The 25238-nt window shown below is 45.7% G+C and carries 21 protein-coding genes and 1 pseudogene; 7 read left to right on the plus strand and 15 right to left on the minus strand.

From position 1 onward, the window contains the following. Positions 1-16: 16 nt before the first annotated feature. Together tkt and tal are read right to left on the minus strand one after the other, a co-directional pair. Positions 17-2008, minus strand: a complete 1992-nt coding sequence (tkt, locus tag GT360_RS16880) for a transketolase (protein ID WP_164650132.1) — start codon at positions 2006-2008, stop codon at positions 17-19. A gap of 77 nt (positions 2009-2085) precedes the next feature. Then, positions 2086-3036 carry a transaldolase gene (tal, locus tag GT360_RS16885; protein ID WP_164650133.1) on the minus strand — a complete coding sequence of 317 codons (951 nt, stop codon included), beginning with the start codon at positions 3034-3036 and terminating at the stop codon, positions 2086-2088. A gap of 435 nt (positions 3037-3471) precedes the next feature. Here tal and GT360_RS16890 point away from each other — a divergent pair, with 435 nt between their 5' ends. Further along, positions 3472-4443, plus strand: a complete 972-nt coding sequence (locus tag GT360_RS16890; protein WP_164650134.1) for a sugar-binding transcriptional regulator — start codon at positions 3472-3474, stop codon at positions 4441-4443. Between the two features lie 53 nt (positions 4444-4496). Here GT360_RS16890 and GT360_RS16895 read toward each other — a convergent pair whose 3' ends face one another. Genes GT360_RS16895 through moeA form a run of 4 tightly spaced genes read right to left on the minus strand, consistent with a single transcriptional unit; the run spans position 4497 to position 7704 of the window. Continuing rightward, positions 4497-5333, minus strand: a complete 837-nt coding sequence (locus GT360_RS16895; RefSeq protein ID WP_164650135.1) for a sulfurtransferase — start codon at positions 5331-5333, stop codon at positions 4497-4499. A gap of 20 nt (positions 5334-5353) precedes the next feature. After that, the gene (locus GT360_RS16900; RefSeq protein ID WP_164650136.1) at positions 5354-5650 is read right to left on the minus strand and encodes a hypothetical protein; all 297 of its coding nucleotides are present in this window, start codon (positions 5648-5650) and stop codon (positions 5354-5356) included. A gap of 59 nt (positions 5651-5709) precedes the next feature. After that, positions 5710-6459, minus strand: a complete 750-nt coding sequence (moeB, locus tag GT360_RS16905) for a molybdopterin-synthase adenylyltransferase MoeB (RefSeq protein WP_164650137.1) — start codon at positions 6457-6459, stop codon at positions 5710-5712. Positions 6460-6468: 9 nt separating this feature from the next. After that, the gene (moeA, locus tag GT360_RS16910) at positions 6469-7704 is read right to left on the minus strand and encodes a molybdopterin molybdotransferase MoeA (RefSeq protein WP_164650138.1); all 1236 of its coding nucleotides are present in this window, start codon (positions 7702-7704) and stop codon (positions 6469-6471) included. A 159-nt stretch (positions 7705-7863) separates the two neighbouring features. Here moeA and folE point away from each other — a divergent pair, with 159 nt between their 5' ends. Together folE and dbpA are read left to right on the plus strand one after the other, a co-directional pair. Continuing rightward, positions 7864-8517, plus strand: coding sequence for a GTP cyclohydrolase I FolE (gene folE / locus GT360_RS16915; RefSeq protein ID WP_164650139.1), 654 nt, complete (start codon positions 7864-7866; stop codon positions 8515-8517). Between the two features lie 108 nt (positions 8518-8625). After that, positions 8626-10011: an ATP-dependent RNA helicase DbpA gene (gene dbpA, locus GT360_RS16920; RefSeq protein WP_164650140.1), complete on the plus strand. Its 1386-nt coding sequence runs from the start codon at positions 8626-8628 to the stop codon at positions 10009-10011. Positions 10012-10103: 92 nt separating this feature from the next. On the opposite strand, the gene GT360_RS16925 is transcribed toward dbpA, so the two are convergent. Further along, positions 10104-11720, minus strand: a complete 1617-nt coding sequence (locus GT360_RS16925) for an NAD(P)/FAD-dependent oxidoreductase (RefSeq protein WP_164650141.1) — start codon at positions 11718-11720, stop codon at positions 10104-10106. A 237-nt stretch (positions 11721-11957) separates the two neighbouring features. On the opposite strand from GT360_RS16925, the gene fdxA reads away from it, so the two are divergent. Beyond that, a complete protein-coding gene (gene fdxA / locus GT360_RS16930) occupies positions 11958-12281 on the plus strand; it encodes a ferredoxin FdxA (protein WP_164650142.1) in 324 nt (107 codons plus the stop codon). A gap of 70 nt (positions 12282-12351) precedes the next feature. Here the strand turns inward: fdxA and GT360_RS16935 are convergent, their stop codons facing one another. The 8 genes and pseudogenes from GT360_RS16935 to GT360_RS16970 form a co-directional block, all read right to left on the minus strand. Beyond that, positions 12352-13092, minus strand: a complete 741-nt coding sequence (locus tag GT360_RS16935) for an RNA methyltransferase (RefSeq protein WP_164650143.1) — start codon at positions 13090-13092, stop codon at positions 12352-12354. Between the two features lie 180 nt (positions 13093-13272). Further along, positions 13273-14400: a peptide-methionine (R)-S-oxide reductase MsrB gene (msrB, locus tag GT360_RS16940; RefSeq protein WP_164650144.1), complete on the minus strand. Its 1128-nt coding sequence runs from the start codon at positions 14398-14400 to the stop codon at positions 13273-13275. A gap of 154 nt (positions 14401-14554) precedes the next feature. Next, complete coding sequence (locus GT360_RS16945) at positions 14555-16300, minus strand: formate--tetrahydrofolate ligase (RefSeq protein ID WP_164650145.1); 1746 nt, start codon at positions 16298-16300, stop codon at positions 14555-14557. A gap of 155 nt (positions 16301-16455) precedes the next feature. Next, positions 16456-17604 carry an iron-containing alcohol dehydrogenase gene (locus GT360_RS16950; RefSeq protein WP_164650146.1) on the minus strand — a complete coding sequence of 383 codons (1149 nt, stop codon included), beginning with the start codon at positions 17602-17604 and terminating at the stop codon, positions 16456-16458. A 345-nt stretch (positions 17605-17949) separates the two neighbouring features. After that, positions 17950-19170: a glucose-1-phosphate adenylyltransferase gene (gene glgC / locus GT360_RS16955; protein ID WP_164650147.1), complete on the minus strand. Its 1221-nt coding sequence runs from the start codon at positions 19168-19170 to the stop codon at positions 17950-17952. 548 nt (positions 19171-19718) lie between these two features. After that, positions 19719-20159, minus strand: a pseudogene (locus GT360_RS16960) (TolC family protein); the annotation flags it as partial. Continuing rightward, positions 20144-20998 (minus strand): LysR family transcriptional regulator, encoded by an 855-nt coding sequence (locus GT360_RS16965; RefSeq protein WP_164650149.1) that lies wholly within the window; start codon positions 20996-20998, stop codon positions 20144-20146. The gene GT360_RS16965 and the pseudogene GT360_RS16960, both read right to left, overlap by 16 nt. Positions 20999-21177: 179 nt before the next feature. Further along, positions 21178-21702 (minus strand): hypothetical protein, encoded by a 525-nt coding sequence (locus GT360_RS16970; protein WP_164650150.1) that lies wholly within the window; start codon positions 21700-21702, stop codon positions 21178-21180. Positions 21703-21880: 178 nt separating this feature from the next. Between GT360_RS16970 and GT360_RS16975 the strand changes: the two genes are divergently transcribed. The 3 genes from GT360_RS16975 to modC are packed head-to-tail and all read left to right on the plus strand — an operon-like array spanning position 21881 to position 25191. Then, entirely contained in the window at positions 21881-23398 is a 1518-nt protein-coding gene (locus tag GT360_RS16975; protein ID WP_164650151.1) for a cobyric acid synthase, read from the plus strand. Further along, positions 23391-24074, plus strand: coding sequence for a molybdate ABC transporter permease subunit (gene modB / locus GT360_RS16980; protein WP_164651139.1), 684 nt, complete (start codon positions 23391-23393; stop codon positions 24072-24074). The genes GT360_RS16975 and modB overlap by 8 nt, the downstream gene beginning before the upstream one ends. 1 nt (position 24075) lies before the next feature. Beyond that, positions 24076-25191, plus strand: a complete 1116-nt coding sequence (modC, locus tag GT360_RS16985; RefSeq protein WP_164650152.1) for a molybdenum ABC transporter ATP-binding protein ModC — start codon at positions 24076-24078, stop codon at positions 25189-25191. Positions 25192-25238 lie beyond the last annotated feature (47 nt).

Raw genomic sequence — 25238 nt, forward strand, 5'->3', positions numbered from 1 at the left:
CAAAGCTTAACCAGACTTAGGCAAGCAGCTCTTGTGCTGTTTCAACCACATTTTCAACCGTGAAGCCGAACATCTTGAATAGCTCACCAGCAGGTGCTGATTCACCGAAGGTCGTCATACCGATAATGCGACCATCAAAGCCTACATACTTGTACCAGAAGTCTGCAATACCTGCTTCTACAGCGATACGCGCTGTTACGTCAGATGGAAGTACAGATTCACGGTACTCAGCGTCTTGCTTGTCGAATGCATCAGTTGCAGGCATAGAGACTACGCGTACCTTTTTGCCTTCAGCTGTCAGTTCAGCCGCAGCGTTAACCGCGAGCTCAACTTCAGAACCTGTAGCGATAAAGATTAGCTCTGGCTTGCCTTCACAATCTATCAGGATGTAACCACCCTTCGCGATGTTAGCGACTTGCTCTTCGCTACGCTCTTGTTGTGCAAGATTTTGACGAGAGAAGATGAGAGACGTTGGACCGTCTTTGCGTTCAATAGCCAGTTTCCAAGCGACAGCAGACTCAACTTGGTCACATGGACGCCATGTGCTCATGTTTGGAGTTAGACGTAGAGAAGCCATTTGCTCAACGGGTTGGTGAGTTGGACCATCTTCGCCAAGACCGATAGAATCGTGCGTGTAAACTTGAATGTTCTGAACTTTCATCAGAGCAGCCATACGCATTGCGTTACGAGCGTATTCCATGAACATTAGGAACGTTGCGCCGTATGGTACGAAACCACCGTGCAGAGCAATACCGTTCATGATCGCAGTCATACCGAATTCACGTACACCGTAGTGGATGTAGTTACCTGCTGGATCTTCAGCAGAAACAGACTTCGAACCAGACCACATAGTTAGGTTAGAAGGTGCAAGGTCAGCAGAGCCACCTAGGAACTCAGGTAGCATAGCACCGAACGCTTCTAGTGCGTTTTGAGAAGCTTTGCGTGATGCGATGTTTGCTGGATTAGCTTGAAGATCAGCAATGATTTGGTTTGCTTTCTCTTCCCACTGCGCAGGAAGTTCACCGTTTACTCGTCTCTTAAACTCAGCCGCCAACTCGGGGTGTGCTGCTTCATAAGCAGAAAGTTTCTCGTTCCACGCTGCTTCCTTAGCTGCGCCTGCTTCTTTCGCATCCCACTCTGCGTAGACTTCCGACGGAATTTCAAAAGGACCGTACTCCCAACCAAGTTGTTTACGTGTCGCTACAATTTCTTCAGCGCCTAGTGGTGCACCGTGACAGTCATGTGAACCAGATTTGTTTGGAGAACCAAAACCGATGATCGTCTTAGTACAGATTAGAGTAGGACGTGGATCCGCTTTCGCTGCAATGATAGCTGCATTGATCGCTTCAGCGTTGTGACCGTCTACTGCTGGGATTACGTGCCAGCCGTAAGCTTCAAAACGCTTAGGCGTATCGTCAGAGAACCAACCTTCAACTTCACCATCGATAGAGATGCCGTTGTCATCCCAGAAAGCGATAAGCTTACCAAGACCTAGCGTACCCGCTAGAGAACATGCTTCGTGAGAGATACCTTCCATCAGACAGCCGTCACCCATGAATGCATAAGTGAAGTGGTCAACGATGTCGTGGCCTTCTTTGTTAAATTGTGCTGCTAGCGTTTTCTCGGCAAGCGCCATACCAACAGCGTTTGTGATACCTTGACCTAGAGGGCCAGTGGTTGTTTCGATACCCGGTGCGTAACCGTACTCTGGGTGACCTGGAGTCTTAGAATGCAGTTGACGGAAGTTCTTAAGATCTTCGATTGATAGCTCGTAGCCTGCTAAGTGAAGCAGAGAGTAAATCAGCATAGAGCCGTGGCCATTTGAAAGAACGAAACGGTCACGGTCAGCCCACTCTGGGTTTGACGGGTTGTGGTTCAGGTGGTCACGCCAAAGAACTTCAGCGATGTCAGCCATACCCATTGGTGCGCCTGGGTGGCCAGAGTTTGCTTGTTGTACGCCGTCCATGCTCAAAGCACGGATTGCATTTGCTAGGTTTTTACGATCCATAATAAATACCGTATATGAATAAAATGATTTAGTAGATAGAAAAAGGGGAACGCAAACGTTCCCCTAAAATATTGTTATTAAAGTTTTGCTTCGATCATGCTTTCAAGTTTGCCTTGGTCAACGGCGAAGTTGCGGATACCTTCTGCAACTTTCTCAACAGCCATCGCGTCAAGGTTGTGCTCCCATAGGAACTCAGCGTGAGTCATTGGAGCAGGGCGCTCTTTAGAGCCATTAGAGTCGACTAGCTTCTCTACCACTTCACCTTCAGCCGCTTCTAGTTCAGCAAGAAGAGCAGGAGCGATAGTCAGACGGTCGCAACCAGCAAGTTCTAAGATCTCGCCGATGTTACGGAAGCTTGCGCCCATAACAACCGTGTTGTATCCGTAGTCTTTGTAGTAGTTGTAGATGTCCGTTACTGAGATTACGCCTGGGTCTTCTTGAGCTTCGAATTCACGGCCTTCTTTTGCTTTGTACCAGTCCATGATACGACCAACGAATGGAGAGATTAGGAATACGCCAGCTTCAGCACACGCACGAGCTTGAGCAAATGAGAATAGAAGTGTTAGGTTACAGTTGATGCCTTCTTTTTCTAGAATTTCAGCAGCGCGAATACCTTCCCAAGTAGAAGCTAGTTTGATTAGGATGCGATCGTTAGTGATGCCAGCATCGTTGTACATTTTTACTAGCTGACGCGCTTTAGCAACGCTACCTTCTGTGTCATAAGAAAGGCGAGCATCAACTTCAGTTGAGATACGACCAGGAATAGTCTTCAGGATTTCTTTACCGATGTTTACAGCCAACATGTCGCATGTATCTTGGACTTGTTGAGCTTTGTCGCTGCTTTGAGATTTCGCATACTCAATAGAGGCATCGATCAAAGGGGCGTATTCAGCGATTTGCGCTGCTTTCAAAATCAGTGAAGGGTTAGTCGTTGCATCTTCAGGCTGGTACTTCTTGATTGCATCAATTTCACCAGTGTCTGCTACTACTGTTGTCAGTTTACGAAGTTGCTCTAGCTTATTACTCATTGTGTTCATCCTATCTCTTTGCAACGAAGCGGTCGCGGGCAGTAATTTCTATCCGTGTGCGGCCTCTGCCGAACACCGAAACTTGTTATTTTGTACGTTCACTCACTGCTCTTGAGCATTTGCTCTTGGCTTGAGTAATTGATAAATCCATATTTATATCAACCAAAAATATTGTCAACGCTTGATTAGCAAAACCGAGCCATTTTTAGTATTTAACGAAAAAAAATAACTCACTTAGCCGATATGTAGTAAAAATTATGATATTTAGTCATGACTAAGGGTAAAAAGTGAATGTAAAACCGTCTGAACATTTGTAATAATGACGAGCAAATGTATCAAATGGCGCATGGCGTTACAGATGCTTACTCATTGAGCAGTTGTATGAAACATAGGCTACTTGTTGTTTTGTAAACTATAAATTAGTTAGGAAAATTGATGTCGACACCTGAACACAATAACACAGACCTCCTCACTGAGATTGCCGTTGCTTACTATCAAGATGGTGCAACTCAAGAAGAGATTTCTAAAAAGTTTGCCGTCTCACGAGCAAAAGTCGGACGTATGCTGAAGATGGCTAGGGACGAAGGCATCGTTGAAATCACGGTAAAGTATCACCCAGTATTCAGTGCCAAGATTGAACAGCGATTGATAGAGCGATTTGGCATTAAGCGCGCTTTAATCGCATTGGACCAACCTTCAGAGGATAAACAGCGTGAGCTTGTGGCAGGGTTGGTGTCCAGTTATCTCGATTCCACCCTAAAAAACGGCATGGTCGTCACCGTAGGGCAAGGACGCAACGTATCTTCGATTGCGCATCACGTTGGAGTTAACACCCAAAAGGACTGTAAGTTCGTCTGTGGTATCGGTGGGATACACCCGAAAGGAGGGATGTATAACGCTGATCATATCTGTCGCCAATTTGCCAAAAAATATGGCGGTAGCTCCGAAACTCTTTATGCCCCCGCTTATGCAGAGAATAAAGAGCAGAAAAACGCTTTTTTGCACAACTCGACCATCAAACAAACCTTAGATATTGCACGTAAAGCGGATGTGGCTCTTGTCGGCGTTGGTGATATGAGTGAAAACAGCTATATGGTGGATTTAGGGTGGTTCACACCTGAAGAGGTCGTTCAATCGAGACTTCACCAAGGTGTAGTAGGTGATTTTGCAGGATACGACTTCTTCACTATCGATGGCCAAATTGCCGATACGGTGATGAATGATCGCGTTATTGGGTTGGGTATTGAAGAATATACGTCTATCTCTGAAGTCATCGCAATTGCTGCCGAAAACAGTAAACCACTTGCTATGCTTGGCGCACTTCGTACCGGAGCCATTGATGTTATCGCGACAAGTGTAAGTAACGCATTAACTGTGCTTAACCTTGATGAGCAAATGAAAAGTTAAAGGCTGGGGAAATCTTTATCACTAGATATAGATTCAGGCCCAGCCCCTTACACCTAACCTATGGAAATCGGTCTATTGGTATCTTGTCCCCACTCAGTCCAAGAGCCATCATAGACCGACAGGTTGTGATATCCACACAACTCAGCGGCTAAGGCAAGGATACAAGCCGTCACTCCCGAGCCACACGAAAATATGTATTGGCTGTGTTGTTCACCAAGGACGGCTTTCACGACATCATTTAGCGCTTCAATGGGTTTGATTCGATGACCATCCATCAAAGTAGCAAAAGGTAAACACACAGAACTAGGAATATGACCGCTTCTTACACCTGGCCTAGGCTCAGGAACTTGTGCTAAGAATCGCGCTAGCCCTCTAGCATCAATGGTGAGATTTGAGGTATTACCTATCTGGCGCTCTACAAAGTCAGCATCGACAAAATAACTTGGATTTAATACGCCGGTGAAATTGCCAAGCTGCTTAGCCACTTCGTAGCTTTGAACCACCGGATATCCGCAGAGTTTCCATTCCGTTAAACCACCGTCAAGTATGTAGACTTGCTGATGACCCATCGCTTTAAACATCCAATAAGCACGAGGTGAGGCAAACGTTCCCGAGTTATCATAAACCACGATAATCGAGTCTTGGTTAATACCAAGCGCTTGTACGCGTTGATTAAACTCAGCGTCGGTTGGCATCATATGGGGCAGAGCTGAGCTCTGATCACAAACAATCTTGTCGTAATCAAAGCGCTGACTTCCGGGAATAAGGTTTTCCGTGTCTTTGTCTGTTTCTGCGGGTATTTGAAACTCAATGCTGGCATCTAAAATCACCAAATTTGGCGCTTCGCTATGCTCATATAACCAGGCTGCGGAAACGAGTGGACTGTTCATGACACTTTCCTTTGTGTTAATTATCGACAAGAAACGAATTGATAGTGAGGGCGATTTGAATTGCTCACGCCCTTGATGATTTGTGCGTGGCTAGCGTGACTGCAATCTTTTGCCATAGGAATAGGGACAACGAAAGGTTCACCTTGATCATCAAACAAGGTCAAAAAACGGCGATTACCATCAAGTGACTGAGTGGATGTTTGACCAACGATAGGGAAAGTCATTGTCTGCTCAGACCGCTGACTCACCATCAACAAAACGAGCAAGACTAAACCCATCAAAATCAGTGCAATAATAAATACTTTCGGTTTATCCATTTACCATTCGCTCTTTATTGATAGCCTTCAGTACGAAATCTAAGGGCTATCCAGCTAGATCAGCCGCAAACCGGGCATTGAGGCATCTTCATCAGCTTCATTTCACGCCAAGACATACTCAGTGCATCAAGAATCAGTATTTTTCCTTGTTTAGGTTGCCCGTATTGAGCGATCACTTTAATCGCTTCCATGGCTTGCACCGCCCCAACAATACCCACTACTGGCGCCATAACACCCGCCTCAACACAACTGAGGGTGGTATCGCCAAATAGAGCACTTAAGCACTGATAACAAGGCTGACTTTCATCTTGATAAGTAAACACACTGATCTGGCCTTCCATACGGATCGCCGCACCAGATACCAGTGGAATCTTGTGTTGAAAACACAACCGATTGAGCTGGTTGCGCGTTTCAACATTATCAGAGGCGTCTAATACTAGTGTATGAGAACTCACATAGGCTTCAAGTTCTTGGTCATTAAGACGACCTTTAATCGTGTTAACTTCAATATGAGGGTTCAGCTCGCGAAGTGCTTCTGAGGCTGAGTCGACTTTTGCACGGCCAACGTCTCGGTCATGGTGTAACACCTGACGTTGTAGATTCGATAGTTCGACAACATCGTCATCAATCAAAGTCATTTTACCAACACCCGCGGTTGCAAGGTATTGAGAAGATGCGCAACCTAAACCGCCAGCGCCCAGCACTAAGACTGAGCTCTGCTTTAGTGCTTCTTGACCTTCAAAGTCGAAGTCTCGCAACACAATTTGACGGTTGTAACGCATCATTTCTTGGTTTGAAAGAATATCCACACAGACGTCCTAGTAAAGTGTGTTGTTAAATAGCTGAATCTGTACAGTCTCACCAGCCTCAACACGCCCACGCTCGCGCTCCAAGACCACGAAACAGTTAGCAAGGCTCATAGAACGGAAAGCACCGGAGCTTTGATTTCCGGTGCTTTCTACGACGAACTGACCATTTTCAATGCTGTAAATCCCGCGTTGGTAGTCAGTACGACCTGGTGATTTTTTGAAACCTTGCTTGGTAACGGCAGGAATCATCGGTTCAGGTTTCCATTCAGTGCAACCGGCAAGTTTAGCAAGCAAAGGCTGTACAAGAACGTACATCGTCAACATTGCCGATACAGGATTGCCCGGCAAACCACAGAATAGGGCAGAATCAAGTTGACCATATGCAAACGGTTTACCCGGTTTAATCGCTAACTTCCAAAAGCCTATTTGACCGAGCTGCTCGAGAATGTCTTTGGTGTAATCAGCTTCACCGACACTCACACCGCCTGACGTAACCACGACATCTGACATCGACTGGGCTTGTTCAAATGTGGCTTTCAACGTTTCAGGGCAATCAGGGATAATGCCTAAATCGAACGGCTCACAACCAAAGTTTTCGATCAATGCGGCGATACCATAGCGGTTACTATCATAAATATCACCAGCGCCAAGTGGCTCACCCAAAGAACGAAGCTCATCACCTGTAGAGAAGAACGCTACCTTTGGCTTACGATACACTGTCACTTCTGCAATGCCCAATGAAGCAATCATTGGAATATCACGAGGCGTCAAACGTGCGCCTTTTGGCAGCACCTGAGCGCCTTGCTTAATATCATCGCCAGTCGGGCGAATATTCTGATTTGGCTTAATCTTGTCTGCTAGAAATTGGACACCATTCTCTGTGACCTTAGTTTGCTCTTGCATGATCACCGCATCACAGTCTTGCGGAATCTTTGCACCCGTCATAATGCGAATGCAGGTGCCTTGCGGCCAATCACCCTCAAAAGGCTGCCCTGCAAAGGATTTACCGGCGACGGGCAACGTATCGGTGTTAGATAAATCTGCTAATCGAACGGCATAACCATCCATCGCGGAGTTGTCGAAAGGAGGCACAAAGATAGGAGAGGTGATTTCGTCTGCAAGTACATAGCCTAGCGCGTCTGGCAAAGATAAGCTAAGTGTTGTCGTTATTGGGGTTACAGACTCAAGCATTTTGAATAGCGCGTCTTCAATTGGCATAAGGCCAGGGGCATCACAGCATCCCATTGGAAATCCTATTTTCTAGTTATATTGGCGACAACTTTACCACTCGGCTTCATTTAGCACAAAGAAAGCATCACCACAGGCAATTTGTGGGTGTAATTATGGGAAAATCCAAGTATTCTTGTCAGCCATCCGAAAGGGGTAATATCAAGAGGTAGTGGAATGACAGGTCTAAGTGAATCGGCAAAACTCGTAAAAGCAGCTCTAGAAGAGAGAGGGCTAGAAACACCAATGAGTGCCAATTCTTTCAGCCGTGATGAGAAGAAAGAAAAAATCCAACATCATATGCGCGAGATTTTGTCACTGCTTGAACTTGATCTTACTGACGACTCTTTAGAGGAAACACCTCATCGCATTGCAAAAATGTACGTTGATGAGATCTTCTCTGGACTTGATTACCACAACTTTCCAAAGATTACGGTCATCGAAAACAAGATGAACGTAAGCGAGATGGTTCGTGTTAAAGATATTACGCTCACCAGCACTTGTGAACACCACTTGGTTACGATTGATGGCACGGCAGCAGTTGCGTATATTCCACGCGGCAAAATTATTGGCCTTTCCAAGATCAACCGTATCGTGAGGTTCTTCGCACAGCGCCCACAAGTACAAGAGCGCATGACACAGCAAATTCTTGTTGCGCTGCAGACTCTACTTGAGTCTGATGATGTCGCTGTCACCATTGATGCCACACATTACTGCGTGAAATCTCGCGGAGTGATGGACGCGACTAGCGCAACGACAACGACTGCGCTGGGGGGGATTTTTAAGTCAAACTCCGCAACGCGACATGAATTTTTACACGGTTTGCGCTAAGCGAGTTCGTAAACCTATTCAACTTTCAAGCCGCTTCCATTGAAGCGGTTTTTGATTTCTATGCTAAGTTAAAATGCATTAACTTGGTTTTCCTTAAAGGAACTGATTTTGAGCACTTCATTCAAAACATTGAATCTTCGCCCAGAGCTTCTTGAAACGCTTGACTCTCTTGGTTACACCGATATGACTCCAATCCAGCAGCAAGCACTACCTCAAGTGTTGGCAGGCAAGGATGTGATTGGGCAGGGCAAAACCGGCTCAGGTAAAACAGCAACCTTCTCACTAGGCTTACTGTCTAACCTAAACGTGAAACGCTTTCGTGTACAAACATTAGTGCTTTGCCCGACGCGTGAGCTGGCAGACCAAGTCGCGAAAGAGATCCGTACTCTTGCACGCGGTATCCACAATATCAAAGTGCTCACTCTGTGCGGCGGAATGCCAATGGGTCCTCAAATCGGCTCGCTAGAGCACGGCGCGCACATTTTAGTCGGTACTCCGGGACGTATTCTTGACCACCTAACGAAAGGTCGTATCAATTTGGATGAGCTAAACACGCTCGTATTAGATGAAGCCGACCGTATGCTTGATATGGGCTTTGAAGACGCGATTGATGCGATCATTGAACAAGCACCACAAGATCGTCAAACACTGCTATTCAGTGCGACGTTCCCAGAAAATATTGAAGCTCTCTCTGGCAAGGTTCTGAAAGACCCTCAAATGGTGAAAGTAGAATCCACGCATCAAGGCTCTACCATCGAGCAGCGTTTCTATCGCTTAGAGACTACACAAGATCGTGACGACGCGCTGGAAACACTGCTGCTTACTCATAAACCTGAATCATCGGTTGTATTCTGTAACACCAAAAAAGAAGTGCAAAATGTCACTGACGAATTGATGCACCGCGGTTTCAGTGTTATTGAACTGCATGGTGATATGGAGCAACGTGAGCGCGAACGTGCATTAACCATGTTCGCCAACAAGAGCATCTCTATCCTAGTGGCAACAGATGTAGCTGCACGTGGTTTGGATGTTGATAACCTAGACGCTGTATTTAACTTTGAACTATCACGCGACCCTGAAGTTCACGTGCACCGTATCGGTCGTACTGGCCGTGCTGGCTCAAAAGGCTGTGCGTTTAGTTTCTACAGTGAGAAAGAAGAATACCGCGTTGCTCGTATTGATGAGTACATGGACATTGCAATTACCGCTTCAGAACTACCAGAGAAACCGGTAGAACGACCTTTCTATCCGAAAATGCAAACCATTCAGATCCTTGGTGGTAAAAAGCAGAAGGTGCGAGCAGGCGATATTCTTGGCGCTCTTACCAAACAGGCAGGTATTGATGGCAAACGCATCGGTAAGATCAATATCCTTGCGATGGTGTCTTATGTTGCCGTTGAGCATGATGTCGTTAAACCAGCATTGAAACAGCTGCAAAATGGCAAGATGAAAGGACGTCAGTTCAAGGCTCGAGTGATGAAATCTAGCGTATAATTTCATTCCAAAACAAGAACTTTTGATAATGCAAAAAGGGGCGTTAGTGTTTTCACTAACGCCCCTTGAACATTTATCCGAAAGAAACGGCTTTACGCATTCTCTGCCTGCTCAACCATTGATAGAGCCAGCGCCTCAGCGACTTTAATGCCATCAATACCCGCAGACAAAATCCCGCCAGCATAACCTGCACCTTCACCCGCAGGGAAGAAGCCTTTTAAGTTAACACTCTGGTAGTCTTTGCCACGCTTAATAGACACAGGGGAAGACGTACGTGTCTCAACACCAGTCAGTAGACCATCTGCATCAGCAAAACCTTTGATCTTCTTATCAAACGCTGGGATTGCTTCACGAATTGCTTCAATCGCGAAATCAGGTAGTGCTTTAGAAAGATCGGTCAGCTTGATACCCGGAGTGAAAGAAGGCTCTACATCACCAAGCGCACTTGGATCACTGCCTTTTAGGAAGTCGCCAATCTTCTGTGCTGGCGCATCATAGTTTTCGCCACCCAACACGTAAGCGCCTTTTTCGAGCTCACGCTGCAAGCGGATACCTGCGAGTACATCACCCGGGTAATCCGTCTCAGGCGAAATACCAACCACGATAGCACTGTTTGCATTACGCTCTGCACGAGAGTATTGGCTCATACCGTTAGTCACAACTTGACCTTCTTCAGAGGTTGCCGCCACAACCGTACCACCAGGGCACATACAGAAGCTGTATACTGTACGACCATTCTTACAGTGGTGGACCAGTTTGTAATCCGCTGCACCCAGAATAGGGTTACCAGCGTTTGGACCAAAGCGAGCTTCGTCAATCACTGACTGCTTGTGCTCAACACGGAAACCGACGGAGAATGGTTTCGCTTCCATGTAGACGCCACGCTCGTGCAGCATTTCAAAGGTATCACGAGCACTGTGACCAACAGCAAGTACAACGTGACGCGATTTAATCTCTTCACCGTTAGAAAGTGTAAGACCTGTGATTTGGCCGTCTTCCATATGAATATCGTCAACACGAGTACTGAAACGGATTTCACCGCCAAGCTCAATGATCTTTGCACGCATCTTTTCAATCATTGTCACTAGCTTGAAGGTACCGATATGTGGTTTGCTCACATAGCGAATTTCTTCAGGAGCGCCAGAGGCGACAAACTCTTCAATCACTTTACGTCCGTAGTGTTTTGGATCTTTAACTTGGCTGTACAGCTTGCCATCAGAGAATGTACCAGCGCCGCCTTCACCAAACTGAACATTCGACTCTGGGTTCAGGGCACGCTTACGCCAAAAGCCGAACGTATCTTTGGTACGCTCACGCACTTCTTTGCCACGCTCAAGAACGATAGGCTTGAATCCCATCTGAGCAAGCACCAACGCAGCAAACAGACCACAAGGACCAAAACCGATCACCACTGGGCGCTCAGTCAGATTCTCAGGTGCTTTTGCTACAAACTTGTATTCCATGTCCGGTGTTTCGCGTACATGAGGGTCATTAGCAAATTTCTCTAGAAGTTCAGCTTCGTTATCCACTACTACGTCTAATGTGTAAATAAGAAGGATCTTGGTTTTCTTACGAGCATCATAGCCACGTTTAAACATATTAAATGAAAGGACTTCTTCAGCGGCTATACCTAGTTTTTTGGCAATAGCATCAAGGATTGCGCCTTCTTCGTGATCAAGAGGCAGCTTAATTTCGGTTAAACGTATCATAGAGGATGTCTCGTGTTTTACTTGGTGTCTTAGCAACAACCGTCCTTCTCCCCATATCAGAATGAATAGAAAGAAGAGATTACCGCTCACAATGGCGCGCATTTTACGTTAACTTGAATTGTCTGTCATACTTAATTAGCAAGGGAAGGGAGATAAAGGCTTGGCGCATATTGAAATTTGCCGCTGAATCAGTAATATCGCCCATCCACAATTTTAGCTAACCAAGAGTTGATGACCATGGCGTTTGTCGTAACCGATAATTGTATACAGTGTAAGTACACCGACTGCGTAGCAGTATGCCCAGCCGATGCTTTTCATGAAGGCCCGAACTTCATGGTAATCAACCCAATTGAGTGTATTGACTGTGGTCTATGTGAGCCTGAGTGTGATGCGCAAGCCATCTTCCAAGAAGATGAGTTAACGGACGATCAGCAAGTATTCATCGAACTTAATGCCGAGCTTGCTGAAGAGTGGCCAGTATTAACCGAAGTGAAGCCTGCTATGGAAGAGGCTGAAAAGTGGAACGGTGTGCCGAATAAGATTGATATGTTGGAACGTTAAGCTCCTAACCAAACATTAAAAAAGCGCAGTCCATATAGAAACTGCGCTTTTTTGTATCAACCTTCTCGCTCTATACGTCACTATGCTGACGGCGCAAGTTATCCAATATAATCCCCGTTGCCATCGCCACGTTTAGCGATTCAGCCCCGCCAAAGGCCGGTATCGTGATCTTATCCGTCACAAACTGCTCAGCTTCTTTGCGAACTCCGTGAGACTCGCTGCCCATCAGTAAAATCCCTTGTGGAGAGAATTTGGTTTTGTGAACGCTTTCACCTTCAAGAAATGCGCCATAGACTGGAATATTCGCTTGGTCTAAATACTCTGGCAAATCCAATAGGGAAACCGTAACACGAGCAAAACTGCCCATGGTGGCGCGAATCGTCTTAGGGTTATAAGGGTCAGCACAATCACGGCTCGCGACAATATGTTTAATGCCATACCAGTCAGCTAAGCGAATAATGGTACCTAGGTTGCCGGGATCAGAAACGCCATCAAGAGCAATCATTAAACCTTGCGCCTTCGGTGTATGATTTTTCGGCATTTCTACCACAGCAACCGCAGCATTATTACTGACTAAGCTACTTGCTTTAGTCAAATCATCAAGTGAAGCCTCTACACACTCATACGCTGCTAGCTTTGTTTGGTACTCTGATAAAAACTCACCTGTCGCAAACACCTGTTTCACCACCAAACTGGTCTCTAGTAACTCTAGAACGTTTTTCTCGCCTTCAACCAGAAAAAGGCCATGAGCTTTACGCTGTTTTTTCTGACCGAGGGCACGTAACAGTTTGAGTTGGTTTTTTGAAATCATAGGTCTCTATTATCGTAAGACAACGTGTTGGAGCACACATTGTAGTAGGTGAAAATCGCGCTGTATTATATACCTAAGCGACTTGTAGATGCGAGTTGTTCCAGAAAAACAAAAAGCCTAAATTCCTAGATAGCGCTTTATCAAGAAACTCAGGCTTAAAGACATTAAGCAATTAACAGTTTAGCCGTTGAACAAGAAAAGGTATTGGCCGTAACCCATCTTCTCCATATCCTTTTTAGCGACAAACTTCATGGCTGCCGAGTTCATGCAGTAACGTAACCCAGTAGGCGCAGGGCCGTCTTTAAACACATGCCCAAGGTGCGAATCACCATATTTACTGCGCACTTCTGTGCGTGGGTATATTAATTTGTAATCGGTTTTTGTGACAACGTAATGTTCATCTATGGGTTTGGTAAAGCTCGGCCACCCAGTGCCAGACTTATATTTATCAGTTGAGGAAAATAGCGGCTCACCAGAGACAATATCGATATAAATGCCTTCTTGTTTGTTGTCCCAATACTCGTTGTTGAAGGCGCGCTCTGTGCCATCTTCTTGTGTCACGTAGTACTGCAACTCTGTCAACTGCTCTTTAATGATCGAGTCACTCGGGCGAGAGTAACGCATTCTTGTCACGCCATTACTCTCATCGATCATCTGACGCAGCGTCACAGGGTTGTCTTCACGATCTTCACCGAACACTTCATCTAGGTAGCGGTCACGACCAGAGGCGTTGCGGTAGTATTTGTAGCGGAGTTTATTTCTCTTGTAATAGTCTTGATGATAGTCCTCAGCCTCATAAAAGTCGGTGTAAGCAATTAGCTCGGTTTTAAGCGGCTTGGGAAACACACCCAATGCATCAATTTCCTGCATAAACGACTGAGCGATCTGTTTCTGTTCTTCATTGTGATAGAAGACAGCAGGGCGGTAATGGCGGCCTCTATCCACAAACGAACCTTGATCATCGGTTGGATCGATATGTCTAAATAGCTGATCCAATACCTGTTCATAACTGACTTTATTAGGGTCGTAAGTGACCTGTATAACTTCAATATGCTCAGTTTTACCCGAAGAGACTTGCTTGTAGGTAGGGTTTTCTAACTGGCCACCCGCATAGCCAGACACGACATCAATGACGCCCGGCAGTTTCTCTAAGTCTGATTCAGTACACCAAAAACAACCACCAGCGAGTGTCGCAATCTCAACTTTACCATTGGAGGGGGCTTTCATATCATCATCAGCGTTAACGTTTAGCAGCACGCTACTTAACGCTAAAGTACAGAAGGCGAGTAGGGCGTATATTCGTTTCATTGTGTCACTCCTTCACATTGGCTCTACTGATAAGAACGAGCCACAAGGGATTTCATTTCAAAAACTTTTATACGTTGTTGATTTGCAAGATTGGTTAAATAAAACGAAAAAAGCTCAGCCGAGGCTGAGCTTCAAAATCAGAGAAGGTATTTTGTTAGCTCAAGCCAACAATATTGCCGTCTTCATCAATATCCAAGTTCATGAACGCTGGTTTGTCAGGAAGACCTGGCATCGTCATTACGCTACCACTCAGTGCATAGATGAAACCCGCACCCGCACACAGTTTAAGTTCACGGATAGGCACATCGAAGCCAGAAGGAGCGCCTTTTACCGAGCCATCTGTTGTGATCGACATTGGTGTTTTCGCAAAGCACACTGCTAGATTGTCAAAGCCATGCTTTTTCAGAGCAGTTAGGTGTTGTTGAGCCTTATAGCTCATTACCACGCTACCGCCGTAACCGACTTCCGCAATCGTAGATAGCTTAGATTCTAGTGAATCGTCGACTGAATAAAGAGGCTTAAAATTATTCTCTTTTTCACATTGTGCGACAACTTTGTTTGCAAGCTCAACGGCGCCTTCACCGCCTTTACCAAACGCTTCACTAATTGCAACTTCAACACCATTTGGCAGTGCTTCGATCATCGCTTTCAGTGCATCAAGCTCTTGCTGAGAGTCTTGAGGGAAGCGGTTGATCGCAACCACCGCAGGCACACCGTATTTACTGACATTATTAATATGCCATTTTAGGTTCTCAAAACCCGCTACGAGTGCTTTCTCATCAGCATCAAACATTGACTCAGGAATTGGCTGACCTGGTTTGAGGTCATACAGGCCAGAGTTGGCTTTTAGGCCACGCAAAGTTGCGACAATTACAGCACAGTCAGGCGCTTGTTGAGACGCTTGCGCTTTAATGTTACATGCCTTTTCAAAGCCCATATCAGAACCAAAACCACCTTCAGTCACGGTATAATCGGCTAGGTGAGTGGCAACGCGATCGGCAATAATTGAAGAGTTACCATGGGCAATGTTGGCAAAAGGACCTGCGTGAATAAGCGTAGGGACACCTTCCAGCGTTTGCATCAACGTTGGCTCAATCGCATCTTTCATGCTAACCGTCATTGCTCCTGCAACATCAAGATCTTCAGCCGTTACTGGTTCACCGTCCAAGTTATACGCCACAACAATGCGACCGATACGTTTACGTAGGTCTTGCAGATCGTCTGCAAGAGCAAGGATCGCCATCAACTCAGAAGCGGCAGAAATATCGAAGCCGTCTTCACGCTCAAAACCATTAATCGTTTTGTTGTGTTCGTTCTTACCCACTGTAATCATGCGCAAAGAGCGATCGTTGTGGTCAATGACACGCTTCCACACGACATTTTTAGGATCGATACGCAATGCTTTCAGACCTGTACGCTCTTCAAACGCATCGTAACCCTGACGCTGCTCATGATAAATACGCGCATCAATCGCCGCAGAAGCGAGGTTGTGTGCCGCCGTTACGGAGTGGATATCGCCGGTTAGATGAAGATTGAGCTCTTCCATTGGCGCAACTTGAGAAAAACCACCGCCCGCAGCGCCGCCTTTAACGCCAAAAACCGGACCCATAGAGGGCTGGCGGATACATGCCGCAGCATTTAGACCGATTTTCTTTAAACCTTGCGATAGACCGATCGTTGTTACGGTCTTGCCTTCACCCAATGGAGTGGGTGTAATGGCTGTGACAAAAATCAGCTTCCCTGTTTTATTGCCTTTAGTCCTTTTAAGGCTTGAGAGTGACACTTTAGCTTTATGTTTACCAAGTGCTTGGAACTCATCATCGAGTAATCCAAACTCTTTAGCAACCTGGTTAATTGACAACAGTTCTGTCTGACGACAAATCTCAATATCTGGCAGCATAATATCTCTTTAACTAGCAATTTTGACCAAGGAAAACGTTTGCGTGAGCATAATACGAGGATTTTTCGTGATGTAAAGCAAATCATTGTTGGCGAATTGTAAACAAAAACGCACCCCGAGAGGTGCGCTGTTGAATGATCACTCAATAGTGTCGGTTAAGCAATAGCTTGCTCAAGAATTTGCTGACTCGTTTCTAAGGAGATCGCTTGGTTTTCACCCAGTGCAACCATGCCGTGTTGTTCAAGCTGCGACAACACCTGTTTAACGGCTGCGTCTTTAGTTTCACCGTGCTCTTTAAAGACAGTCGCAACCTCTAAGTGGTGATAGAAGAGTTCGATTGAATCAATCGTACGCTCTGCCAAGTCCGCCGATGCATCTAGACCAAATACATTCTTACCCATCTGCTCTAGTTTACTACGCTTCGCCTCGATTTGATTACGAAGTAGGGAAGGCTGCACAATCGCGAGTGAACGCGCGTGATCAACACCCCAAAGAGCCGTAAATTCATGTCCAATCATATGCGTTGCCCAGTCTTGTGGAACGCCGCTACCAATCAGGCCATTCAGCGCTTGGTTAGCGGTCCACATTAGGTTAGCGCGCCACTCATCACTATCACGCTCTGCATAGCCTTCGCCCAAACGTTTTAAGTTACGCAATAGCGCTTCCGCATAACCCTCTTGAACCCAGGCGTCCGTCGCAGTCGTTAGATACTGCTCACAAACATGAACCCAAGCGTCCACGACGCCATTGATTAACTGACGTTCAGGCAATGTTTTCATTGTGTCTGGATCCAGTACGGCAAACTTTGGTTGGACAAATGGGCTAAGGAACGGAAGTTTGTCTTGTGTCTCAGCCTTAGTGATGACGGCACCTGAGTTAGACTCAGACCCCGTTGCTGGCAGCGTGAGAATTGCCCCTAAAGGCAAGGCTTTATCAACAATGTATTTGCCAATCAAAATATCCCAGCCGTCACCGTCATAGAGAGCGGCAGCAGCGACGTATTTAGAGCCATCAATCACAGAGCCACCACCGACAGCTAAGATGTAGTCGATGCCTTCTTGCTTAATTTTCGCAACAGCTTTATCCAGTGTCTCTTTAGTTGGGTTCGGTTCAACGCCAGAGAATTCAGACCAACGATGCTCGCTTAACGCTGATTCAATCTGTTCGTACACACCGTTACGCTTGATAGAGCCTCCGCCGTAAATCACCAATACATGGCTATCTTTTGGAATAGCACCAGCGACAGCAGCAATCTGACCTTGCCCGAAATGAATTTGTGTAGGATTCGAGTAGCTAAATTTCATTGTTATTTCCTTTTGAACACTATGTGTTCTGCTCATTCATCGCACCAACCTTGTGATAGTTTTTTGCAACGAATATTCCAGTGACCTTATCAATATGCGAACGCTATTTATAAAGATCAATCTATACACCAGCAAAATGTCGAATTAATTTAATTAGTGTGAAGGAGTTTCGATGCAACCGACTTAATTACTCACCCCGATTTTCCTCAAAAAGACTGGTAAGGCAGCCCACATCATGCAAACAAAGTGTGAATACTATAGAAACCAACCACCGTCTTTAACCCTTCGCATGTTTACTAAAATGGGCGCTGATTTCAGCGCCCATTCTTTCTTGATTTGTCTTGTCTAATCAGAGAACTGATATTCCTCGGGAACCACGACAATACCTTTATCCGATATTTTGAAACGCTTTGCATCTTCAACCGCATTGAAACCGATCGTCGTGTGAGGCGGAATTTTGACCTTTTTATCGATGATACAGTTCTTCAGCTGGCAACCTTCACCGACTTCAACATGATCGAAAATAATACTATCTGTCACCGTCGCGCCATCGTCTATTTTGACGTTTGACGAAATCACAGAGTGGTGGACAGAGCCTCCTGAGTTAATCACACCCGAAGAAACAATTGAGTTAATAAATATGCCCTCATTGCCAGTTGCTGATGACACCGTTCTTGCAGGTGGTAGCTGACGCTCATAGGTTCGTACAGCCCAGTTCGACTGATAGACGTTCATCGGGGGTACAGGCTCTAACAGGTCCATATTCGCTTGGTAAAGGGAGTCAATCGTCCCAACGTCTCGCCAGTAGCAGTCTTTAGCAACGCGCCCTTTATCGTTACAGAAGTTATAGGCGAACACTGAGTTCTTCTCTATCAGCTTAGGTATGATGTCATGACCAAAATCATGTGAAGACCCTTCATTGTTTGCATCTTCGTTTAACACCCCAATCAGGGTATCAATGTTAAAGATATAGATACCCATTGAAGCCAAGCTGTTTTCTGGATCACCCGGCATTGAAGAGGGAGACTCTGGCTTTTCGTCGAATTGGGTAATCTTGTTGTCACCGTCCACTGTCATCACCCCAAACGCACTGGCTTCTGGTGTTGGAACCGGGATACACGCTATAGACAATTCAGCATTATTCTCGATGTGCTCTGCTAGCATCGCTGCATAATCCATTCGATAAATATGATCACCAGACAACACCACCACATATTTTGATGTACTGCGTTCAAGCAGCCACAAATTGTGATAAATGGCGTCCGCTGTCCCTTCATACCAGTTTTCGCCTTTTCGCATTTGAGGCGGTACGACAGTGATGAACTCACCTAATTCAGGATTGAAGATAGACCAGCCGTCACGTAAGTGTTTGTGCAGTGAGTGAGACTTGTATTGGGTCAGTACCAATATCTTACGTATACCAGAGTGAAGGCAATTGGTTAAAGTGAAGTCAATAATTCGATATTTACCGCCAAACGGGACCGCTGGCTTTGAGCGGTCATCAGTCAGGGGACTTAACCGAGAACCCATGCCACCTGCTAAAACGATGGCGATTGTATCTTCCATATCCTCTATCCTTATTGTGTGTACAAAAGACTACCTCGAGCTCAATCACGCTGGGGGGGGGCAGTTCATTGAGCAGTCATAGTTCCATTGCAAAATCCATTTGAATGCGTACGAGAGTACCGATGCATTAATAAGTCTGTAACAAGAAACAAGCCAAAACGTGTATCTCTATAGAATTTAGGATATTGACGCTAAATGTCGTGAAATGAATTGAGTTTACGTGACCAAGCTATCGCTTTGGATAATACTCAACAATGGACTTCACCATAACAGTGCATTACATCATCGTTGCGACAAGATAGTGCAAGCCCGCCTATAGCTTCGGTGCGTAAATGCAATATCATAAAATATCAAAGCGTACGAAGGTTGTTTTTGGGGTTATGGGTTTAAGACAAACAATGAGTTTCAATGAATGACAATATAATAAAGAGCAAAGCCCATATAGCACGACTAAGGGCTTCACTCTTACGGTTTAGTTAAACTACTCGGTTAATTCAGTTTACAAACGCTACACTCACCCCTTCCTGATCAACGGCTTCATCAACCACCTAGTTGCCCCCAATCGCCTTTTGCACAGCAACCGTGGCTTGCGCTGACTGCAAGCGTGCTGCGATTTGTCTATCTCGCAACAGACGCTCTTGTCTCTGGGCATCTAGTACGGACAAGTAATCAATGAGGCCAGCCTTATACAAAGACTGCGCTTTAGATACGGCATTTTGTGCTGCGAACACCGCCTTGTCGATCTGGACTTGATTCTCCTGACTGCGTCCATAAGCAAAGAGGGTGGTATCGACTTCTTTAATTGCAGAATCGACCACCAACTGATAGTTCAATGCGGCCGCTTCAAATCTAGCTTCATTCATCTCTACTAATGCTTCCGATCGTCCACCGTCAAATACATTCCAATGCACACCAACCGATCCCGCCCATCCGAAAGAGTCGCTACTAAACAGATCATCAAAATCGCTTGCGGTTACCCCCGGAGCGCCGCACGACTTGCAGGGTTTAGCGTTTGTCTCGGTGGATATAACAACCAACCATCTTCGCTGTACGGGGTTTCAGTCGGAAGTAACTCAATTAACTGGCCGTTTGCCACTTCTTCTAAAATCATTACCCTCGGTAAGTAACTAATACCTCGACCTTGCAACGTCGCACTCTTAACGAAACCGATGCTGTCACAAATGATTCTTGGCGTAACTGGCACTAACGTATCATTCATCGGCCACTCTTCTTCGATATGGCCAGATGGGTGTCGAAAACAAATGGCATCATGAGAGAACAGCTGTGAGTCATCAGCAGGTGTACCTCGACGCTGAATATAGTCTGGTGAAGCCACGGCACAGCGTTCAATAGAAAGAAGATGTTTGGCTATAAGATTCGTGTTTCTGAGTGTACCACTATGAAATGCGATGTCTAAACCGTAATCAAACAGATCGACTAATCCATTGGTGATGGTTCTGATATCAAGTTGTACTTCTGGGTAAGCATCTTGAAAACGAAAGAGTATGTGCTGAACATGGGTATAAGTAGAAGGCAACAAGCCGATCTTTACTCGCCCCGTCAAGGATTGGTTATCACGGCTAACACGCTCACCAGCACTATCAATGATATCAATAGCCTTGATGATCTGTTTGTAGTAAGTCTCTCCATGATTGGTGAGAGAGATTGAACGTGTCGTACGATGAAACAGCTTGGTATTTAACTGCTGTTCCAGTTCACTGACTTTGCGGCTGACTTTTCCTCGCGGAATATCAAAGGCCTGTGCAGCGGAAGTAAAGCTACCCAACTCAACCACTTTGGCGAATATTTTAATATCCTCTAATTTCATTGTTCTTCTTATTCCCTAGGGTGTGCTGAAATTGTACGCAGGAAAAAACGCAATAAAAGAGACGGGGTTAGAATAGGGTGGGAGTAATAGCATTGATTTGAGCTAGAACAATTTATGGTGTGAATATATTGACTCCCAGCGTCAGGGAGTCAAACGAATTCGTCAAAAATTTGAGGGAATTAGAACTGGAAACGAACACCGAGTGTCGGTTGAACACCATAAACGCCATTGTTGCGGATATCCGCAGAAAGAACCAAGGTCTCTGTTGAGTGGAATTTGATACCACCGTGGAAAATCGTTTTGTCTTTTAACACGCCAATACGACCCGTCGCTTCCATCTGGTTCGTTAACCAAACGCGAAGGCCAACATTCAGCTCGGGTTTAAAATCCGTACCGCTTTTGTTCTTTTCGCTGATGTTATGAATGAGCATTTGACCATAAATGTCGGCGAACTGATTAAGAGGGCCGTTGAAACCGATACCACCCGCTAAATCCCAATCGCTCTCCAGCTTAGAATCTATACGTCCTACAAGGTGCAGGTTATCCATAATTTGCGTTCCGCCTTCAAGTCCCATGGTTAGTGGACTCAAACCACTGCGTGCTTCAATGTAGTTATAGCTAAAGTTGTTTGTTGCTGAAGCAATAGAGGATACGGCTAATAGACTCACAGCCAGAAATACGGCTTTTGGCTTAACGTTAAACATGGGTAACAGTCACTCCTATGGACAATTTTTTGACGAACTCTGTATTTCAAAAGGATGCAAATTATACGCCACTAAAATTTAATGAAAACCAATTATTTGTCATCATTCAGTTATTAAGCACGTTATTAGTGATAGACTATTGATTAGCAGAGCATAATCAATGTTAAACGGACGATAGATGACTTCAATTCCTGCGCAATCTTCTAAACTCACTCCTCTAATGGTGCAAGGCACGACATCGGATGCCGGAAAAAGTGTCCTAGTGGCAGGGCTTTGCCGTGTCTTAAATCGGCATGGTTTCAACATCGCGCCGTTTAAGCCACAGAATATGGCGCTCAATAGCGCAGTGACACCAGAGGGTGGGGAGATAGGTCGTGCTCAAGCGGTTCAAGCGCGAGCCGCCAAATTGTTGCCTCATACAGATATGAATCCTATCTTGCTTAAACCTTGCACCGACACAGGTGCGCAAGTGATTGTTCAGGGTAAAGCGGTAGGCAACATGCAAGCAATCGGCTTCAGTGACTACAAATCTTTTGCACTACCCAAAGTTCTAGAATCGTTTCATCGTCTCGCACGCCAATATCAATCCGTGATCGTCGAAGGCGCTGGCAGCCCAGCGGAAATTAACTTACGTGAAAATGATATTGCCAATATGGGTTTCGCCGAAGAAGCCGATGTGCCCGTCATTATTATCGCTGACATCGATAAAGGTGGTGTATTTGCCCATTTGTATGGAACCTTGGCCCTGCTATCGGAAACAGAACAAGCACGAGTTAAGGGTTTTGTTATCAATCGCTTTCGTGGTGACATAGAGCTACTCAAGCCCGGTTTAGATTGGTTAGAAAAAAAGACCGGAAAGCCCGTGTTGGGTGTACTGCCATACTTGCACGGTTTTAACCTTGAAGCGGAAGACGCGATTGTTTCTCAGCCAGAGACGACCCAACACCACAAAATGAAAGTTGTTGTTCCGGTACTGCCGCGGATCAGCAACCACACCGATTTTGATCCGTTGCGCCTACACCCAGAAATCGATTTTCAATATATCGGCAAAGGTGGCAGCTTGGCAGGTGCAGACCTCATCATTTTACCGGGAAGTAAATCGGTGCGTGCTGACCTCGCTTTTCTCAAAGAGCAGGGTTGGGAGCAAGAGATAAAGCGCCACCTGCGCTTCGGCGGCAAGGTGATTGGTATTTGTGGTGGGTACCAAATGCTAGGGCAATCTATCGACGACCCTGAGGGTATCGAGGGAGAGAGCGGAACTAGCTCAGGTCTGAACCTACTCAATCAAACCACAGTGTTACAACAAGAAAAAACGCTGACCAATGTGACTGGGACTTTGTTGCTTAACGGTGACGCTGTCACAGTGAAGGGGTATGAGATTCATGTCGGGGAAACCTATGGTAATGAGGCGCAACCTATTAAATTGGCAGACGAGCGTTTCGACGGTGCCATCAGTCAAGACGATCAAGTATTAGGCACTTATCTCCACGGTTTGTTTGACTCGCCGGACGTATCAGAGCAGCTTATCTATTGGGCGACAGGTGAAAAGCTCAAGTCTATCGATCATGACCAGGTTCAGGAAAACGCCATCAATCAAATTGCCGATGCTATTGAGGAACATCTCGACCTGTCTTCAATCTGGCCGCAGCTTTCTAAGCGAACAGTAGCTTCAGAGGAGCGTGGTCTTGTTGACTGATTATGAGCTTCAAGCACTGCTGTTGAGTCTAAAAGTGGCGGGCTACGCGCTTGTTTGGCTAGTGCCGTTAGGCATAGCACTTGCGTGGATTCTTAGTCGTAAAGAATTTTGGGGCAAGACGATTCTCGACAGTCTTGTCCATTTACCATTAGTGTTACCACCGGTCGTCATTGGTTATTTGCTGCTCATCAGTATGGGCCGTCAAGGGGCAATTGGAGGTTGGCTATACCAACACTTTAACTTGGTATTTAGTTTCGACTGGAAAGGGGCTGTTCTCGCTTGTATCGTTGTAGCACTGCCTCTAATGGTCCGCTCAATACGTTTGAGTCTCGATAATATCGACCGAAAAATTGAGCTTGCCGCCGCGACGCTCGGTGCTTCACCACTCAAAGTGTTTTTTACGATTACACTGCCACTCATGCTACCGGGTATTATTACCGGAGCTATGCTCGCATTCGCCCGTAGCTTAGGCGAGTTTGGTGCAACTATTAGTTTTGTATCTAACATTCCCGGCGAAACCCAAACTCTACCACTCGCCATGTACAGTTTTATTGAAACACCGGGCGCAGAAGTGGAAGCCGCTCGCCTTTGCGCAATATCTATTGTTATTGCGCTATTGTCGCTGCTCATTTCAGAGTATATGCAACGTTACTCGACAAGAAGGTTAGGGGTATAGAATGTCAGCGTTTACGATTAAAGCGACAAAGCAACTCGGTGATATTGAATTCAATGTAAACCTGACTCTTCCTAATAGAGGCATTACCGCCATTTTCGGGCGCTCAGGCGCGGGTAAGACCACCCTTATCAACATGGTTGCAGGTTTGGTAAAACCAAGAGATGGCCATATTTCTATCCGAGACCGGGTCTTGTTCGATAGCTCGTCTCGTACGAACCTACCTGTTCATAAGCGCAATGTCGGTTACGTATTTCAAGATTCTCGGCTATTCCCACACTACACCGTTGTTGGCAATTTAAAATATGGGCGAAAAAGGGTATCGAAGAGCAAGCTGGAAGAGATTTGCCAGTTACTCGATATTCAACATCTGCTAGCACGCTATCCTCGTGAGTTATCGGGAGGGGAAAAACAGCGTGTCGCCATCGGTCGAGCCTTACTCTCAGAGCCTGATCTACTTTTAATGGACGAACCACTTGCATCGCTAGACTTGCCACGTAAAAGGGAGGTGATGCCATATCTGGAGCAATTAGCTGAAAGCATCAATATCCCAATTCTCTACGTGACACACAGCTTGTCTGAAATCGTACGCCTAGCACAACACATCGTGATGTTAGATAAAGGGCATATTATTGAAAACGGTGAACTAACAAAAGTATGGCAATCACATGCAATGCGCCCTTGGCAGTCCTTCACCGATCAAAGCTCTCTGTTTGAAGCGACGGTACTAGAGCACAACACTCAATATGGTCTGACTCAAGTGGCTCTTTCAAACAACCATACGCTTTGGACACAATATTACAATGCACCGATGGGTGAAAAATTGAGACTGCAAATTCGTTCGAGTGACGTCTCTTTGACTTTGACGCAACCAAGTGATACTTCAATTCGGAACATTCTCAAGACAACGATCACCTCAATTGAACACTGCCAGCAAGCACCTGATCGACAAAGTGTTATCGTCGAGCTAAAAATTGATGACGTTAATACCTTAAGTGCCAATATTACCCGCTGGGCACACGATGAACTGAAGCTAGAGAAGGGGAAAGAGGTATACGCTCAAATAAAAGGGGTAAGTATCAGTCAACGAGATATCTCGCATCCTCACTTACCCCAATAAACGATTTATCACTCTAACTAGAGAGGGCAATAAACCCTCTCACGTTA

The sequence above is a fragment of the Vibrio astriarenae genome, from assembly GCF_010587385.1.
Lineage (GTDB): Bacteria > Pseudomonadota > Gammaproteobacteria > Enterobacterales > Vibrionaceae > Vibrio > Vibrio astriarenae.

Coding starts and splice junctions, on each gene's coding strand:
- moeA (WP_164650138.1), bottom strand. CDS start 7,704: ATGGGATGCTGTGATGCCCCTGGCCTTATGCCAATTGAAGACGCGCTA.
- modC (WP_164650152.1), top strand. CDS start 24,076: ATGTCAGCGTTTACGATTAAAGCGACAAAGCAACTCGGTGATATTGAA.
- glgC (WP_164650147.1), bottom strand. CDS start 19,170: ATGGAAGATACAATCGCCATCGTTTTAGCAGGTGGCATGGGTTCTCGG.
- msrB (WP_164650144.1), bottom strand. CDS start 14,400: ATGAAACGAATATACGCCCTACTCGCCTTCTGTACTTTAGCGTTAAGT.
- GT360_RS16935 (WP_164650143.1), bottom strand. CDS start 13,092: ATGATTTCAAAAAACCAACTCAAACTGTTACGTGCCCTCGGTCAGAAA.
- GT360_RS16975 (WP_164650151.1), top strand. CDS start 21,881: ATGACTTCAATTCCTGCGCAATCTTCTAAACTCACTCCTCTAATGGTG.
- GT360_RS16950 (WP_164650146.1), bottom strand. CDS start 17,604: ATGAAATTTAGCTACTCGAATCCTACACAAATTCATTTCGGGCAAGGT.
- fdxA (WP_164650142.1), top strand. CDS start 11,958: ATGGCGTTTGTCGTAACCGATAATTGTATACAGTGTAAGTACACCGAC.
- GT360_RS16925 (WP_164650141.1), bottom strand. CDS start 11,720: ATGATACGTTTAACCGAAATTAAGCTGCCTCTTGATCACGAAGAAGGC.
- GT360_RS16900 (WP_164650136.1), bottom strand. CDS start 5,650: ATGGATAAACCGAAAGTATTTATTATTGCACTGATTTTGATGGGTTTA.
- tkt (WP_164650132.1), bottom strand. CDS start 2,008: ATGGATCGTAAAAACCTAGCAAATGCAATCCGTGCTTTGAGCATGGAC.
- folE (WP_164650139.1), top strand. CDS start 7,864: ATGACAGGTCTAAGTGAATCGGCAAAACTCGTAAAAGCAGCTCTAGAA.
- GT360_RS16945 (WP_164650145.1), bottom strand. CDS start 16,300: ATGCTGCCAGATATTGAGATTTGTCGTCAGACAGAACTGTTGTCAATT.
- GT360_RS16965 (WP_164650149.1), bottom strand. CDS start 20,998: ATGAAATTAGAGGATATTAAAATATTCGCCAAAGTGGTTGAGTTGGGT.
- GT360_RS16970 (WP_164650150.1), bottom strand. CDS start 21,702: ATGTTTAACGTTAAGCCAAAAGCCGTATTTCTGGCTGTGAGTCTATTA.
- tal (WP_164650133.1), bottom strand. CDS start 3,036: ATGAGTAATAAGCTAGAGCAACTTCGTAAACTGACAACAGTAGTAGCA.
- GT360_RS16890 (WP_164650134.1), top strand. CDS start 3,472: ATGTCGACACCTGAACACAATAACACAGACCTCCTCACTGAGATTGCC.
- GT360_RS16895 (WP_164650135.1), bottom strand. CDS start 5,333: ATGAACAGTCCACTCGTTTCCGCAGCCTGGTTATATGAGCATAGCGAA.